At 71.5% G+C, this 15,348-nt stretch carries 14 protein-coding genes; 12 read left to right on the top strand and 2 right to left on the bottom strand.

From position 1 onward, the window contains the following. Nucleotides 1-42: 42 nt before the first annotated feature. Nucleotides 43-1,101 carry a LacI family DNA-binding transcriptional regulator gene (locus AWQ70_RS01410; protein WP_067168933.1) on the bottom strand — a complete coding sequence of 353 codons (1,059 nt, stop codon included), beginning with the start codon at nt 1,099-1,101 and terminating at the stop codon, nt 43-45. Between the two features lie 161 nt (nt 1,102-1,262). Between AWQ70_RS01410 and AWQ70_RS01415 the strand changes: the two genes are divergently transcribed. From AWQ70_RS01415 to AWQ70_RS01445, 7 genes are read left to right on the top strand one after another with little or no spacing between them, the layout of a single operon-like run. Next, a complete protein-coding gene (locus tag AWQ70_RS01415) occupies nt 1,263-2,882 on the top strand; it encodes an ABC transporter substrate-binding protein (RefSeq protein ID WP_067168935.1) in 1,620 nt (539 codons plus the stop codon). Between the two features lie 8 nt (nt 2,883-2,890). Further along, nucleotides 2,891-3,841 (top strand): ABC transporter permease, encoded by a 951-nt coding sequence (locus AWQ70_RS01420; protein ID WP_067168937.1) that lies wholly within the window; start codon nt 2,891-2,893, stop codon nt 3,839-3,841. After that, nucleotides 3,838-4,701, top strand: a complete 864-nt coding sequence (locus AWQ70_RS01425; RefSeq protein ID WP_067168939.1) for an ABC transporter permease — start codon at nt 3,838-3,840, stop codon at nt 4,699-4,701. The genes AWQ70_RS01420 and AWQ70_RS01425 overlap by 4 nt, the downstream gene beginning before the upstream one ends. After that, nucleotides 4,701-5,669 carry an ABC transporter ATP-binding protein gene (locus tag AWQ70_RS01430; protein WP_067168941.1) on the top strand — a complete coding sequence of 323 codons (969 nt, stop codon included), beginning with the start codon at nt 4,701-4,703 and terminating at the stop codon, nt 5,667-5,669. The genes AWQ70_RS01425 and AWQ70_RS01430 overlap by 1 nt, the downstream gene beginning before the upstream one ends. Then, a complete protein-coding gene (locus AWQ70_RS01435) occupies nt 5,662-6,561 on the top strand; it encodes an ABC transporter ATP-binding protein (protein WP_067168943.1) in 900 nt (299 codons plus the stop codon). The genes AWQ70_RS01430 and AWQ70_RS01435 overlap by 8 nt, the downstream gene beginning before the upstream one ends. Continuing rightward, nucleotides 6,558-7,973 carry an amidase gene (locus AWQ70_RS01440; protein ID WP_084516412.1) on the top strand — a complete coding sequence of 472 codons (1,416 nt, stop codon included), beginning with the start codon at nt 6,558-6,560 and terminating at the stop codon, nt 7,971-7,973. The genes AWQ70_RS01435 and AWQ70_RS01440 overlap by 4 nt, the downstream gene beginning before the upstream one ends. Before the next feature lie 31 nt (nt 7,974-8,004). Next, on the top strand, nt 8,005-9,633 hold the full coding sequence (locus tag AWQ70_RS01445; protein ID WP_067168945.1) for an amidohydrolase: 1,629 nt from the start codon (nt 8,005-8,007) through the stop codon (nt 9,631-9,633). A 44-nt stretch (nt 9,634-9,677) separates the two neighbouring features. On the opposite strand, the gene AWQ70_RS01450 is transcribed toward AWQ70_RS01445, so the two are convergent. Further along, nucleotides 9,678-10,520 (bottom strand): PaaX family transcriptional regulator, encoded by an 843-nt coding sequence (locus AWQ70_RS01450; protein ID WP_245646621.1) that lies wholly within the window; start codon nt 10,518-10,520, stop codon nt 9,678-9,680. A gap of 107 nt (nt 10,521-10,627) precedes the next feature. Between AWQ70_RS01450 and AWQ70_RS01455 the strand changes: the two genes are divergently transcribed. The 5 genes from AWQ70_RS01455 to AWQ70_RS38510 all read left to right on the top strand — a co-directional run. After that, the gene (locus AWQ70_RS01455) at nt 10,628-11,536 is read left to right on the top strand and encodes an SDR family oxidoreductase (protein ID WP_067169052.1); all 909 of its coding nucleotides are present in this window, start codon (nt 10,628-10,630) and stop codon (nt 11,534-11,536) included. A 16-nt stretch (nt 11,537-11,552) separates the two neighbouring features. After that, nucleotides 11,553-12,428 carry an amidohydrolase family protein gene (locus AWQ70_RS01460; RefSeq protein ID WP_067169055.1) on the top strand — a complete coding sequence of 292 codons (876 nt, stop codon included), beginning with the start codon at nt 11,553-11,555 and terminating at the stop codon, nt 12,426-12,428. A 29-nt stretch (nt 12,429-12,457) separates the two neighbouring features. Further along, nucleotides 12,458-12,916 (top strand): MaoC family dehydratase, encoded by a 459-nt coding sequence (locus AWQ70_RS01465; protein ID WP_067168947.1) that lies wholly within the window; start codon nt 12,458-12,460, stop codon nt 12,914-12,916. Nucleotides 12,917-12,922: 6 nt separating this feature from the next. Then, the gene (locus AWQ70_RS01470) at nt 12,923-14,608 is read left to right on the top strand and encodes an acyl-CoA synthetase (protein ID WP_245646623.1); all 1,686 of its coding nucleotides are present in this window, start codon (nt 12,923-12,925) and stop codon (nt 14,606-14,608) included. Between the two features lie 303 nt (nt 14,609-14,911). Continuing rightward, a partial coding sequence (locus AWQ70_RS38510; protein ID WP_157529833.1) for a hypothetical protein occupies nt 14,912-15,348 on the top strand: 437 nt, incomplete at its 3' end.

Raw genomic sequence — 15,348 nt, forward strand, 5'->3', positions numbered from 1 at the left:
GTACCCCGGTTGCGGCGGTCGTACCCTCCCGTCACCCGCCGCTCAGTGCCCCGGCCGCTTCAGCGAGCTCTTCGGGGCCGAGGACGCCCGGACCTGGAAGCCGGCCGAGAACAGGCGGCCGGGGTCGCCGTCGCGGCCTTCGAGGCGGTCGACGAGCAGGTCCACCGCCGCCTGGGCGGTCTCGCCGGGCAGGAAGCCGAGCGTGCTGATCGGCGGGTCGGTGTAGGGGGCCGCCGGGTCCTCCGTGGCGCAGACCAGCAGCAAATCGCCGGGGACGGAGCGGCCGAGCCTGCGGATCGTGTCCAGCAACAGCGGCGTGCTGAGCTCGACCAGGGTGAACAACGCGTCCGGCGGGACCGGGGCGGCGAGCAGCTCGGTGACGGCCTGGAGCGTCTGCTCGACGCCGGGGGCGGGCAGGCAGACGATCCGGGGGTCGTGTCCTCGCTCGGCGCACCAGTCGTGGTAGGCGCGGACGGACTGCTGGTGGTAGCAGGCCGTGGTCGCGCCGGCGACGACGGCGATCCGTTCGGCGCCCGCCTCCTCCAGGTGATCGAGGACCTGGCGTACGGCGGCGTCGTAGTCGAAGTCGACCCAGCCGCCCGCCGCCCGCGCCTCGCCCGCGACCTCGGCCAGGGCCCGGCGGTCGGAGACCACGGGGACGCCCGCGGCGAGGAAGTCCCGGACCATCGGGTCGCCCTCGACCGGGTCGATGACGAACACGCCGTCCAGCGGGATGTCCAGCCAGCAGTCGTCCGGCCCGTAGGTGGGCAGCAGGACGACGCCGTATCCGTGGGCGAGGGCCGCCTGGGTCGTCGCGGTCACGATCTGGGAGAAGTAGGCCAGGTCGGCGTAGACCCATGGCGTCTCGACGTACTCGCGTGCCGCGACGCCGAGCAGCCGGGTGTGCCCGGCGCGCAGCAGCCGTGCCGCGGCGTTCGGGCGGTAGCCGAGAGAACGCGCCACCTTCTGCACGTGCTCACGGGTGGCGGCGGGGAGCCGGCCTGCTCCGTTCAGCGCGTCGGACACCGTCGTCTTGGACACCCCGGCGGCGCGGGCCACGTCCACGAGACGGACCCGCGGTGTGCGGTCTGACTGGCTCATGAGCGCGATCCTGTCATCCGGGCGGACCCTCCGCCACTCGCCCGTACGCATTGCAGAATCGTTCCGCTGAACTCTTGTGCAGGAACGTTCCTTCACGAATACTCGCAGCCACCTCTGCCGCACATCTGATCGTTGCGGCCCGTTCAGAAAGAGGTGGTCTGATGCGCACCACCCGTTTCGCCGCCGCGATGGCGCTGCTCGCGCTCGCGGTCGCCGCCTGCGGCGGCGCCTCATCCGCCGTCAAGGGCGGCGACTCCTCCGCGTTCGAGATCACGAAGGACACAGCGCCGGCCAAGGGCGCCGTGGACACGGTGACCTGGTCGCTCTACGCCGAGCCGCAGTCCCTGGACTACGCGTACGCCTTCGACTACCACCCCAACACCGTGCTCGCCAACGTGTGCGAACAGCTCATGCGGATCACCCCCGAGCTGAAGGTGGAGCCCGGCCTGGCCGCCGCCGCGGCCAACCCCGACCCCAGGCGCTGGGTCTACACGATCCGCGACGGCGTGAAGTTCCACGACGGCTCCACGCTCACCGCCGACGACGTCGTCGCCAGCATGCGCCGCCACATGGACCCCAAGGTCGGCTCGTACTGGGTCTCCGTCTACCAGAACGTCGACAAGATCGAGAAGACCGGGCCGATGGAGGTCACGGTTCACCTGAAGCGGCCCGACCAGCTCTTCAACGAGGAGATGGGCACCTCCGCCGGAACCATCGAGAGTGCCGATTCGCTGGCCGAGGAGGGCTACGGCACCCCGGACGTCGGAGTCGACTGCACCGGCCCCTTCTCGTTCGAGTCGTGGCAGAAGGGCCAGTCGATCACTTTCAAGAAGTTCGCCGACTACTGGGACAAGGCGCTCGAACCCAAGGTGAACACGCTCAAGATGGTGTTCATCCCGGACCCCGCGGCCCGCGTCAACGCGATGCTCGCCGGGGAGGTCGACGGCGGCTACCTCCTGCCGCCCCCCGGGTTCGCCAAGCTCCGCACCGCCGGCAGCGGCACGCTCTACTTCGGCCCCAACACGACGGCCGTGAACCTGATCCCCACCGACCTCAAGGGCACGCTCGGTGACGTCAAGGTCCGCAGGGCGCTGTCCATGGCGCTCGACCGCGACGGCATCATCAAGGCCGCCGCGGGCGGAGCCGGCGCGCCGGCGAAGGCGCCGGGCGCTCTCGGCGCCTGGGGAATCGCCCCTGAGGCGGGCAAGGGGCACCACGACAAGCTTCCGGCCCTCACCCGAGACGTCGAGGGGGCGAAGAAGCTGATCCAGGAGGCCGGAGCCTCCGGCAAGAAGGTCGTGATGGCGACCAGCACGCTCTCCCCCGACATCGGCGTCATCGCCAACGCGGTGCAGTCGGCCGGGCAGGCCATCGGCCTGAACGTCGAACTGAAGGCGGTCGCCCCCGAGGCCTACACGGCGCTGTTCTCCGATCCGAAGGCCCGCGAGGGCGTCGACCTGGTCATGACGATCTGGTACGACTCCACCCCCGACCCGCTGGAGTTCTACGGGATCCTGCGCACCGGCGACTTCGCCAACTACGGCGGCTACTCCAACCCCGAGTACGACGCCCTGGTCGACGAGGCCAACGCCCAGGCCGATCCGGCCGCACGCGCCGCTACGGTCGCCAAGCTGCAGGAGATCGCCGTCCGTGACATGGTCTGGATCCCGCTGTACGAGCCGCCGCACAACATGTTCCTGAACAAGCGGCTCACCGGCGCCCCGACCGGCATCTCCCAGCTCGTCTACCCATGGGCCGCCCGTCTGGGTTCGGCCGGTTGAGTCCGACCATGGCAGGCTTCCTCCTCCGCCGGATCGGGGGGATCGCCGTGACGTTGCTCGTCGCGTCGTTCCTGGTCTTCGGTTCGGTCCATCTCGCCCCCGGTGATCCGGCGTCCTTCCTCCTGGGAGGGCGATCGGCGTCACCGGCCGCCGTCGCGGCCATCAAGGAGCAGTACCACCTGAACGACCCGTTCCTGGTCCAGTACACGAAGTGGGTCGGCGGCGTCGTCACCGGCGACTTCGGCAAGTCCGCGACGTTCCGGCAGGACGTGGGCGGCCTGATCGCCGCCCGGCTGCCGACGACGCTGCTGCTGATCGGCTACGCGGGCCTGCTCATCCTGGTCGGCGGGCTGGCGTCCGGAGCGCTGGCCGCGCTTCGGCGGGGCGTCGTCGACCGGGCGGTCCTCATCGGCACGGGCATCGCCACGGCCACCCCCTCGTTCGTCGCCGCGATCGGGCTGATCTCGCTGTTCGCCGTCCAACTGGCCTGGTTTCCCGCCTTCGGCGACGGGGGCGGTTTCGGTGACCGGGTCTACCATCTGACGCTCCCGGCGGCGGCGCTCGCCCTGACCTTCGTCGGCCTGGTGGCCCGGGTCACCCGGACGTCGATGCTGGAGGAGCTGGGACGCGAGCACGTCGAGGTGGCCCGCTCACGCGGGGTGCCCGGCTCGGAGGTGGTACGGCGGCACGTGCTGCGCAACGCCCTCGGCCCGATCACCACCGTGACCGGGACGGTCGTGGCCGGCCTGCTGGTCGCCACCTCGATCGTGGAGACCGCCTTCGGCCTGTCCGGGGTCGGCCAGTTGCTCGTCAGCTCCGTCACCGTCAAGGACTTCCCGGTCGTGCAGGCCGTCAGCCTGCTGGTGGTGCTGGCCTTCGTCACCGCCAACCTCGTCGTCGACCTGGTCCAGCCGCTCATCGACCCCCGTCTGTCCCATGCGAAGGGAGGCAGGGCATGACCGCCGTGCCCGTCCACCGGCGCAGGTTCTTCGCGCCGCTGGCCCGCGTCGCGGGAGGCGACAAGCTCGTCACGGCCGCCCTCGCCCTGCTGGCCCTGCTGATCGTGGCGGCGGTCCTCGCCCCGTGGATCGCACCGCACGACCCCGACGCCGTGGACCTGTCCGCGACGTTGAGCGGCTCCACCCCCGAGCACCTGCTGGGCGCGGACCAGTCCGGCCGCGACGTCCTGTCCCGGCTGATCTTCGGCGCCCGGACGGGACTGCTCGGCCCGCTGGTGGTCGTGATCGTCTCGACGGTGCTCGGCATGCTGATCGGGGTGACGGCCGCCTGGCACGGCGGGGTGGTCGACGCCGTGCTGTCGCGTGCCATGGAGCTCGTCTTCTCCTTCCCCGCCCTGCTGCTGGCGATCATCCTGGTGGCGGTCTTCGGCGTCGGACTGACCGCGCCGGTGATCGCGATGAGTGTCGCCTACGCCCCGTACGTCGGCCGGTTGGCCCGCAGCGTGGCCCTGCGGGAGAAGGCCCGCCCCTATATCCAGGCGTACAGGGTGCAGGGCTGGTCCGGCTGGGTGATCTGCGTGAAGCACCTGCTGCCCAACATCGCTCCGCTGATCCTCGCCCAGTCCGCGATCAACTTCGGGTACGCGCTCATGGACCTCGCGGCGCTCTCCTTCCTCGGCTTCGGTGTGCAGCCGCCCACCGCCGACTGGGGTGCGATGATCAACGAGGGCTCCTCGTCCCTGCTCCAGGGCGCGATGCTGCCCGCCCTCGCCCCCGGCGTCGCCATCGTGATCACGGTTGTCGCGTTCGGCATCGTCGGCGAATCCATCGCCGACCGCGTCGCACGGCGGGAGCAGTGATGACCGGCCGGCTACTGGAGATCGAGAAGCTGACCGTGCGGCTCGCGGCCGGCAAGGCCGCCCGCCCCATCCTCGGCGGTGTGTCGTTGCACGTCGAGCGAGGCGAGGCCGTGGGGCTGGTCGGCGAGTCCGGATCTGGCAAGTCCGTCACCTGCCGTTCGGTGCTGGGGCTGCTCCCCGAGGGTGCGTCGGCCTCGGGGAGCCTGCGGGTGAACGGAGAGGACATCCTCACGATGTCCTCCACCCGGCTTCGCGAACTGCGTCGCCGCGACGTCTCCATGATCTTCCAGGACCCTCGGGCCTCCATCAACCCGATGCGCCGGATCGGCGACTTCGTCACCGAAGGGATGCGGGCCGGCGGCGTGCCGCAGAAGGACGCTCTCAAGCGGGCCGAGGAACTGCTGGAGTCGGTCGGCATCCGTGAGCCGGGCCCGGCTCTGCACAGGTACCCGCACGAGTTCTCCGGCGGCATGCTGCAGCGCGTGATGATCGCCGGCGCGCTCGCCGGAGGGCCCCGGCTGCTGCTGGCCGACGAGCCGACCACGGCGCTGGACGTCACCACCCAGGCCGAGGTCGTCTCGATCCTCACCCGGCTGCGGGCCGAGCGTGACATGGGGATGCTCTTCGTCACCCATGACCTGGAGCTGGCCGCGGCGATCTGCGACCGCATCTACGTGATGTACGCGGGACGGATCGTGGAGGCGCAGTCCGCCGAAGGGCTCTTCGGCCGGCCTCGCCATCCGTACACCTCGGGGCTGCTGGCCGCGACCCCGCGGCTGGAGTCGGACGAGCCGCCGCACGGTGTCCCCGGGCGCCCGGTCTCTCTCGCCGAGGCTCCGGACGGATGCGCCTTCGCGGCCCGCTGCGCCCACGTCCGGCCCGGCTGCACCGAGCGCGAGCCCGTCCACCGGGAGATCGACGGCGCCCAGGTGGCCTGCCTGCGCGCGGAGGAGCTGATCCATGACTGAGCACGCGCTGGAGGTCGAGGGCCTGCGCAAGACGTTCGGCGACCACGTCGCCGTCGACGGCGTCTCCTTCTCGCTGCCTCCCGGCGGCTCCCTGGCCATCGTGGGCGAGTCGGGATCGGGGAAGACGACCACCGCGCGGATGCTCGTCGGCCTGGAGCGACCGGACGCCGGCCGGATCCGCGTCGGCGGGCGGGACCGCTCGCACGTCGCCCGCGGCAGGGCGACCCGGCTGGCCCGCGCCCGCGAGATCCAGATGGTCTTCCAGGACCCCTACCTCTCGCTGGACCCCAGGGTCACCGTCGCCGCCTGCGTCGAGGAGCCGCTGCGCCTGCACTTCTCGATGAGCCCGGCGGAACGCCGGGCCCGCCGCGACGAGCTGCTGGCGCGGGTCGGCCTCGGCGAGCGGGAGGCGGACGCGCTCCCGAGACGGCTGTCCGGCGGCCAGCGGCAGCGGGTCGCCATCGCCCGCGCGCTGGCGACCCGGCCGAAGGTGCTGATCCTGGACGAGGCGACCGCCGCGCTCGACGTGTCCATCCAGGCCCAGATCCTCGACCTGCTGGCGGAGATCCGCCGCGACACCGGCGTCGGATATCTGTTCGTCACGCACAACCTGGCGCTCGTCCGGCACGTCGCCGACGACATCCTCGTGCTCTACCAGGGGCGCGTGGTCGAGACGGGCCCGACCCGGGAGGTGCTGGCCGCCCCCGAGCATCCGTACACCCGGCTGCTGCTGCACTCCGTGCCGCGGCCCGGCTGGGACCCCGCCCGGATCGCGGCCGACCGGCGCGCCCTCGCGGCCGCGCTGAAGGAGACGCCGCCTTCCCCGGCCTCCGCCGACCCCCTTCGTCACGTCCCCGAAACGAACTCCACGGAAAGGAGTGCGGCCCAGTGACCGACCTCCCCTACCTCCCCGCGACCGAGGCCCTGCGGATGTTCCGCTCCCGGGAGCTGTCCCCCGTCGAGCTGATGACCGCCGTCGTCGAGCGCGCCGAGGCCGTCGAACCGCGGGTCAACGCGCTCAGCGAACGCACCTTCGAGGAGGCCCTCCTCCAGGCGAAACAGGCCGAGGACGCCTACCGCGACGGCACGGCGCGCCCGTTGGAAGGGCTTCCCGTCGCCACGAAGGACGAGCAGCCGATCGCCGGACGGATCGCCTCGGACGGCTCGCTCCCCTTCGCCGACCACGTGGCCGAGGTGACCCACCCGATCATCGAGCGCATCGTCGCCGCCGGCGGCATCGTGCACGCCCGTACGACGACGCCCGAGTTCTGCTGCGCGGGCTTCACGCACTCGAAGCTGTGGGGGGTCACCCGCAACCCGTGGAACCTCGACTATTCGCCCGGCGGCTCCTCCGGCGGCTCGGGCGCGGCGCTCGCCTCCGGCACGGCCACCCTCGCCACCGGCTCCGACATCGGCGGCTCGATCCGGCTGCCCGCCGCCAACACCGGCACGGTCGGCTTCAAGCCGCCCTACGGCCGGGTGCCCGCCATGGCGCCGTTCAACCTCGACCACTACTGCCACGACGGGTCGATGGCCCGCACGGTCGCCGACTGCGCGCTGCTGCAGAACACCATCGTCGGCCCGCACCCCCGTGACGTGGTCTCGCTCCGCCCGGCCGTCCACATCGCCGAGGATCTCGGCGACGTGACCGGCCTGCGCATCGCGTACGCGCCGAACCTGGGCGACTGGGAGATCGAGCCGGACATCGCGGCCAACACCCGGGCCGTGGCCGACGCGCTCCGCGAGGCCGGGGCGATCGTGGAGGAGGTCGAGATCTGCCTGCGGCGCGCCGACGTCTTCAAGGCCGTGTTCATCCACTTCGGCGCCATCTTCGGCCCTATGGTCACCCGGGTCGCGGCCGAGCACGGCGACCGGCTCACCCCCTACGCCCTCGCTTTCGCCGCCGATGCCGGGCGGGCGATGGAGGAGGCCGGCGCCTTCCTGACCGGGCTGGAGATGGAGGCGGCGATCTACGCGCCGATCGGCGAGCTGCTCGACCGCTACGACGCGCTGATCTGCCCGACCACAGGCGCGCCCGGCCTGCGCGCGGGCGAGGAGTACGTCGACACCAAGTTCAGCGTGAACGGCGTGGAACTCGACAACTACCTGGAGTACTCACTGACCCCGGTCTTCAACATCGCCAGCCGCTGCCCGGTGCTCAACGTCCCGTCCGGACGGGCGTCCAACGGCGTGCCGACCGGCGTGCAGATCGTCGGCCGCAGCTACGACGACGCGACCGTCTTCAACGTCGGCGCCGCCGTCGAGCGCGTCCGCCCGTGGGCGTTCCGCCCCGAAGCGCTGTGATCCCCCTGATCCCGTCCCAAGGAGAACCCGCATGACCACCCCCGCCGATCTCGTCTTCCTCGGCGGTCCGGTACACACGCTCGGACCGGCCCGTTCCCGGGCCACGGCGGCCGCCGTCCGCGCCGGCCGGATCGTCGCCGTCGGCGAGGAGCAGGACGTCCGGCCGCTGATCGGCGCCGGCACCGAGGTCGTCGACCTGGCCGGCCGGGCCCTGCTGCCCGGGTTCCAGGACGCCCACGTGCATCCCGTCCTGGCCGGCCTCACCATGATCCGGTGCGACCTGCACGAGGCCGGGAACGCGGACGAGGCGGTCGCCGCCATCCGCGCCTACGCCGAGGCCAACCCCGACGCCGAATGGATCAGCGGCGGCGGCTGGTCCATGGAGTGGTTCCCCGGCGGGACGCCGAGCAGGAGCCTGCTGGACGCGGTGGTCCCCGACCGGCCCGTCCACCTCGTCAACCGGGACGGCCACGGGGCCTGGGTCAACACCAGGGCCCTGGAACTGTGCGGCGTCGACGCCGGCACCCCGGACCCTGTCGACGGGCGCATCGAGCGGGAGGCCGACGGCGTCCCGCAGGGCACGCTCCACGAGGGCGCGTCGCACCTGGTCGGCCGGCACGTCCCCGAGCCGACCCCGGACATGATGCTGCGCGCGCTCCGGGCCGGCCAGCGGCGGCTGCACTCCGCCGGCGTGACCGCGTGGCAGGACGCGATGGTCAACCCCGAGGTGCAACGGGCCTACCTGGCCGCGGCCGAGTCCGGGCTGCTCACCGCCCGGGTGGTCGGCGCGCTCTGGTGGGACCGCGAAAGGGGCGAGGAGCAGATCCCCGAGCTGCTCGAGCGCCGGAGTGAGGCGGGCCGGTTCCGCGCCACCAGCGTCAAGATCATGCAGGACGGGGTGGCGGAGAACTTCACCGCCGCGATGACCTCCTCCTATCTCGACGGCTGCGGGTGCCGTACCGGCAACCAGGGGATCAGCTTCGTCGATCCGGAGGCGCTGCGCGGGTACGTCACCCGCCTGGACGCCGAAGGCTTCCAGGTCCACGTGCACGCCGTCGGCGACCGGGCGGCCCGCGAGGCATTGGACGCGTTCGAGACGGCGCGCGCGGCCAACGGGACGAACGACCACCGCCACCACATCGCCCATCTGCAGGTCGTGCACCCGGATGACGTGCCGCGGTTCGCCGCCCTCGGCATCACCGCCAACATGCAGCCGTTGTGGGCGGCGCACGAGCCGCAGATGGACGAGCTGACCATCCCGTTCCTCGGCCCGGAACGGGCGGGCCGGCAGTACCCGTTCGGGGACCTGGCCCGCGCCGGCGCCTCGCTCGCGGCCGGGAGCGACTGGCCGGTCAGCAGCCCCGATCCGCTCCTCGGCATCCACGTCGCCGTCAACCGATGGATCCGGGGCGAGGGCACGGAGGCGTTCCTGCCGGAGCAGCGCCTCAGCCTGACGGCCGCCCTGGCCGCGTACACGATCGGCTCGGCGCGGGTGAACCACCTGGACACCCGGACCGGCACCATCGAGAAGGGCAAGCTCGCCGACCTGGTGGTCACCGACCGCGACCCCTACTCGATCCCGGCCGCCGAGATCGGCGAGACGTCGGTGCTGGCCACCTACGTCGAAGGCGATCGCATCCACACCGACCCGGCCTTCTGACCGATCGCCGGACGGCTCCGCGGCCGGCCGTGGAGCCGTTCGCGTCACGGGCGGAGGGAGAGCTCGTCCAGGATCTCGTCCGCCAGCTTCCCCGCGGTCGGCTCGAAGGCCCGGGCCAGCGAACGGAACACCTGCTCGGCCCGGATCGCCGGCCAGTCGCCGGGCAGCTGCTCGGCCGGCAGGTGCGGGTCCCGGCGGACGAGCTGCAGCCAGTCGTGGTGCAGGAACAGCTGCCGGGCGAGGTCGTCGGCGGCCGAGGGCACCGGGTGAGGGGTGTCCCAGCGGTCCAGGAAGGCGCGGTACCGCCCGGCGATCTCCTCGATGTCGAAGGCCTTCCTGACGAGGTCCGCCGACTCGGTCGGCGTGGACGCGCGGGCGGTCAGCACGGTGACGTGGTCGCCGAGGTCGAGCGGGGCGAGCATGCCGGTGACGTCCTTCATGCCGGGCGCGATCCACAGACCGCTCTGCAGCGGGCCGAACCCGGCCCAGACGAGCTGCGAGCGCAGGTCGTGCCGCGTGCTGCGCCGGCTGTCGGGAAGCGAGAACCCCACCAGGGTCCAGGTGCCGTCCCAGTCGCGGTTGACCGCGCCGGTCTCCCAGACCCGCCTGCGCCCGTCCTCCAGCACCCCCACGGCGTGCTCGGTGAGCCCGAAGTACATCTTGCGTCCCCGGCGGTGCCGCGCCAGCAGGTTCCGCTTGACCATGCGGGTCAGCGTCGAGCGCACCGCCTCCTCGGACAGGCCCAGGCGGGCGAACACGTCGATGACGCTTCCCGAGTAGACGGCGGTGTCGCGTCCGAGCACGTAGATGCCGAGAAAGCTGAACATCAGCGACTGCGGGCGCGCGGACGGCGCGTGCGCCTGGTCGTCTCCCTCGCTGAGCGTCACAGGACGAGGGTAGACGGGGCAACGACATTGGGCACAATTTTGACGATCGTTTCAATACTGCCTTATGTTGACGGGGTCGTCCTTCCGCTCATCGAGAGGTGAAGTCCATGGATCTGTCCGGCAAGGTCGCCGTCGTCACGGGCGCGGGCCGTGGCCTCGGCCGCGCGTACGCCGAGGCGCTCGCCGCGGCCGGCGCCGCGGTGGTCGTGAACGACGTGAACGCCGAGGCGGCCGCGGAGGTCGCCGGCGCCATCCGGGCGAGCGGCGGCAGGGCCGCCGTCGTCGCGGGCGCGGTCGGCGGCTCCGAGCTCGCCGACCGGCTGGTCGCCGCCGCCGAGGAGTTCGGCCGGCTCGACGTGCTGGTCACCAACGCGGGCATCCTGCGGGACAGGGTCCTGTGGAAGATGTCCGACGAGGACTTCGACGCGGTCGTCGACGTGCACTTGCGCGGCACGTTCACCTGCGCCCGCGCCGCGGCGGTCCGCATGCGCGAGCAGGGGACCGGCGGCCGCCTGATCCTGATCTCGTCCCCGGCCGGTCAGCGCGGGAACTTCGGCCAGACCAACTACGCCGCCGCCAAGGCGGGCATCGTCGCCATGGCCCGCACCTGGGCGATGGAGCTCGCCCGCGCGGACATCACGGTCAACGCGGTCGTCCCGGTGGCGGCGACCGAGATGACCAGGACGATCCCCGCGTTCGCCCCGATCCTCGAAGAGGCCGAGCGCACCGGGACGCCGTTCCCGGAGTGGCTGCGCAAGGACGAGGGCCTCGGCACGGTCGAGGACGTCGCCGCACTCATCGTCTACCTCGCCTCCGACGCGTCGGCGGGCGTGACCGGGCAGGCGATCGGCATCGGCGGCGACCGGCTCGCCCTCTGGTCCCACCCGAGCGAGAAGGCCGTCGCGTTCGCCGACGGCGGATGGACGGCGGACACCATCGCGGCGTCGTGGGAGAAGGGCGTCGGCGCCGAGCCGGAGACGTACGGGATCCCCGCGCCCAGGGTTCCGGAGGCGTGAGATGGGCGACCGGCTCATGAACGTCGCCGACCTGGTCGCGATCGACGTCCACACGCACGCGGAGGTCTCGAAGGACGGGCACGGCTCGCTGAGCCCGGAGCTGTTCGGCGCCTCCGAGGAGTACTTCAAGGCGCACGGCCACCGGCAACCGACGATCGCGGAGACGGCCGCGTACTACCGCGAGCGGAAGATGGCCGCGGTGGTGTTCACCATCGACGCCGAGCACGCCACCGGCCACCCGCGCATCTCCAACGAGGAGGTGGCCGAGAGCTGCGCGGAGCACGCCGACGCGCTCATCCCGTTCGCCAGCGTGGACCCCTGGAAGGGCCGGGCGGGCGCCCGCGAGGCGCGCCGTCTGGTCGAGGAGCACGGGGTGCGCGGCTTCAAGTTCCACCCGAGCATCCAGGGCATAGCGCCCAACGACCGCACCGCCTACCCGCTGTACGAGGCCATCGAGGAGCTCGGCGTCCCGGCGCTGTTCCACACCGGCCAGACCGGCATCGGCGCGGGTGTCCCCGGCGGAGGCGGCATCCGGCTGAAGTACGGGAACCCGATGCTGGTCGACGACGTCGCCGTGGACTTCCCCGAGCTGCGGATCATCCTGGCGCACCCGTCGTTCCCCTGGCAGGACGAGGCCCTCGCCGTCGCCACGCACAAGCCGTACGTCTACATCGACCTGTCCGGATGGTCGCCGAAGTACTTCCCGCCGCAGCTGGTCCGGTACGCGAACACACTGCTGAAGGACAAGGTGCTCTTCGGCTCCGACTACCCGGTGATCACCCCGGACCGCTGGCTGGCCGACTTCGACAAGTTGGAGATCAAGCCCGAGGTCCGCCCCCGGATCCTCAAGGACAACGCCGTACGCCTGCTCGGGCTCGGCGACCAGAAGTGACCGGACGACCAGGAGAGAGAAGGCAGGCCATGACCACCACCGTGAACGGGCTCGACGAGATCACCGCGCTCGCCGGCAAGGACCTGGGCCGCAGCGGCTGGCTGGAGATCACCCAGCAGAGGGTGAACGCCTTCGCCGACGCCACCGGGGACCACCAGTGGATCCACGTCGACGCCGAGAAGGCGAAGGACGGGCCGTTCGGCGGCACGATCGCGCACGGCTACCTGACGCTGTCGCTGGTCATCCCGCTCTTCAACGAGCTGCTCGACATCCAGGGCGTGAAGATGAGCGTGAACTACGGCCTGGAGAAGGTGCGCTTCCCCAGCCCGGTCCGGGTGGGCGCCAAGGTGCGCCTCGCCGCCACGGTGGAGTCGGTCTCCGAGGTGGCCGGGAACGGCGTGCAGATGCTGCTCGACGTCACCGTCGAGGTCGAGGGCTCCGACAAGCCCGCCTGCGTCGCCCGCACGGTCTACCGGCACTACGCCTGACCCACGATGCGACGCGCGTTCCACGAGGACGACCACGAGGCGTCCCGGCTCGCGGTCCGCGAGGTCGTGCTCTTCCCCATGGCGAACGAAGACCGCTTCTTCCTGACCGGAGGTCGTACACCGATGCAGAACGCTGGACTGGGAGGGTGGCCGGCTCGCCGGGCCCAGATGACGCCGGACCACGCGGCGTTCACCTACCGGGACCGGTCCCTCACCTACGCCGAGGTTCACCAGCGCACGACGAGGCTGGCCTCACGGCTGCGCGACGCCGGGGTGCGGGCCGGGGACCGGGTCGCCTATCTCGGCCCCAACCACACCGCGTTCGTGGAGACCATGTTCGCCACGCACGTGCTCGGCGGGATCTTCGTGCCGCTGAACTTCAGGCTGGCGGCGCCCGAGATCGCGTACATGCTGAACGACTCGGAGGCGACGGTCCTGATCTACGCGCCGGAGTGCGCCGAGGCGGTCCGCGCGCTCCCGGACGCGTCGGCCCCGAACACGTCGGCCCCGGACACCTCGACGCCGCCCGCGGTCGTGGCGCTCACCTCTCCCGCGCCGGGCGAGCATGAGTACGAGACATGGCTGTCGGCGGGGGATGCCGCGCCGATCGACGTGCCGGTGTCGCTCGACGACGTCGCCCTCATCCTCTACACGTCGGGCACGACGGGGCGCCCCAAGGGTGCGACGCTCACCCACGGCAACCTCACCTGGAACACCTTCAATCTCATGGTCGGCGTCGACGTGACGGGCGACGAGGTGACGCTGATCAGCGCCCCCCTCTTCCATGTCGGGGCCCTCGGCCAGACGCTGCTGCCGACGTTCATCAAGGGCGGCCATTCGGTGATCATGCCGTCGTGGGACGTGAACGCGTGCTACGACCTCATCGAGCGGCACGGCGTCACCTGGATGTTCGGAGTCACCACGATGTACGCCGCCCTCGCCCGGTCGCCGCGGTGGGCCGCGGCCGACCTGTCCTCGCTGCGCAGCCTCATGTCCGGCGGAGCGGCGATCCCGGCCTCGCTGATCCGCACCTACCAGGAGCGCGGCCTGGTCTTCTGCCAGGGATACGGGCTCACCGAGACCGCGCCGGGCGCGACCTTCCTCGAGGCGAGCCAGAGCGCCCGCAAGGTCGGCTCCGCCGGCGCCCCCGTGTTCTTCGCCAACGTACGCGTGGTCCGCTCCGATCTCGCAGACGTGGCGGTCGGCGAGCCCGGCGAGGTGCTCGTCCAGGGGCCCAACGTGACCCCCGGCTACTGGCGGAACCCGGGGGCGACGGCCGCGGCCTTCTCCGAGGGCGGCTGGTTCCATTCCGGCGACATCGCCACCGTGGACGGGGACGGGTACGTCTACATCGTCGACAGGGTCAAGGACATGTACATCTCGGGCGGCGAGAACGTCTACCCGGCCGAGGTCGAGGGCGTGGTGTTCGAGCACCCGGCCGTGGCGGAGGTCGCCGTGATCGGGGTGCCGGACCCCACGTGGGGCGAGGTCGGCCACGCGTTCGTCGTGCGCCGTCCGGGCTCGCACGTCACCGCCGACGAGCTGCGCGACTTCCTCCTCGGGCGGTTGGCCAAGTACAAGATCCCCCGCTATTTCGACATGGTGGACGACCTGCCGAAAACGGCATCGGGCAAGATCCGGAAGCCGGAGCTGCGCCGCCGCCGCGGCCTGGCAGCCGCCGGTCCGGCCTGACCGCGGCGGCACCGTTCGCGGACGGCGTGGGCCGCGGTCCCGGATTCTGTTTCGGAAAAGCGGTAATCCGCCCCAATCTAGCCCTTTGCCTATTACGGGTGTCCGGCTCGGCCTGGCGCCCTCTACCGTGAGGACAGGTCGACATGCCGTTTCGGCATCTTCCCGGAAGACCGATTCGACGCTCCGTCTATCAGTAGTGACCGAGACCGGGCCGAGCATCCAGCAGGTCCGGTGTCCCGTGAGACACAGCCCCGCGCATGAGCGGGAGCGTGGAACCATCACCACCACTACGGAGTGATCTTCATGCTCAAACAAGCTCTCGCCACCGGCGTAATGGTCGCTTCCGCCCTCTCCGTCCCGATGACCATCTCCTCCCAGCCCGCGAACGCGTCCGTCGCCCCCTCCGCCATCGCCGCGGCGAACATCTCGAACTCCGCACTCACCTGCTGGTCAGGAAACAGCTGCGGGACCCGGCGTCATCACGAGAAGCGGGCCCGCAAGGTGCTCGTCCAGGAGCGCGTCTACGTCGAGAAGCCGCGACTGCGGCGCACATTCGTCGAACGCCGAGTCACCGTCCACCCCAAGAGGATGCGGCGAGCATTCGTGGAACGCCGCGCGTTCGTCCAGCGCCCCGTACTCCGCAGGCACTTCGTCAGGCAAGCCGTCGAACACCCGCGACTGCGGCGCGCGTTCGTCGAACGCCGAGTCACCGTCCACCCCAAGAGGATGCGGCGAGCATT

The sequence above is a fragment of the Microtetraspora niveoalba genome (genome assembly GCF_001570405.1).
Classification (GTDB): domain Bacteria; phylum Actinomycetota; class Actinomycetes; order Streptosporangiales; family Streptosporangiaceae; genus Microtetraspora; species Microtetraspora niveoalba.

Coding starts and splice junctions, on each gene's coding strand:
- AWQ70_RS01430 (WP_067168941.1), top strand. CDS start 4,701: ATGACCGGCCGGCTACTGGAGATCGAGAAGCTGACCGTGCGGCTCGCG.
- AWQ70_RS01460 (WP_067169055.1), top strand. CDS start 11,553: ATGAACGTCGCCGACCTGGTCGCGATCGACGTCCACACGCACGCGGAG.
- AWQ70_RS01435 (WP_067168943.1), top strand. CDS start 5,662: ATGACTGAGCACGCGCTGGAGGTCGAGGGCCTGCGCAAGACGTTCGGC.
- AWQ70_RS01425 (WP_067168939.1), top strand. CDS start 3,838: ATGACCGCCGTGCCCGTCCACCGGCGCAGGTTCTTCGCGCCGCTGGCC.
- AWQ70_RS01470 (WP_245646623.1), top strand. CDS start 12,923: ATGCGACGCGCGTTCCACGAGGACGACCACGAGGCGTCCCGGCTCGCG.
- AWQ70_RS01445 (WP_067168945.1), top strand. CDS start 8,005: ATGACCACCCCCGCCGATCTCGTCTTCCTCGGCGGTCCGGTACACACG.
- AWQ70_RS01420 (WP_067168937.1), top strand. CDS start 2,891: ATGGCAGGCTTCCTCCTCCGCCGGATCGGGGGGATCGCCGTGACGTTG.
- AWQ70_RS01410 (WP_067168933.1), bottom strand. CDS start 1,101: ATGAGCCAGTCAGACCGCACACCGCGGGTCCGTCTCGTGGACGTGGCC.
- AWQ70_RS01465 (WP_067168947.1), top strand. CDS start 12,458: ATGACCACCACCGTGAACGGGCTCGACGAGATCACCGCGCTCGCCGGC.
- AWQ70_RS01455 (WP_067169052.1), top strand. CDS start 10,628: ATGGATCTGTCCGGCAAGGTCGCCGTCGTCACGGGCGCGGGCCGTGGC.
- AWQ70_RS01415 (WP_067168935.1), top strand. CDS start 1,263: ATGCGCACCACCCGTTTCGCCGCCGCGATGGCGCTGCTCGCGCTCGCG.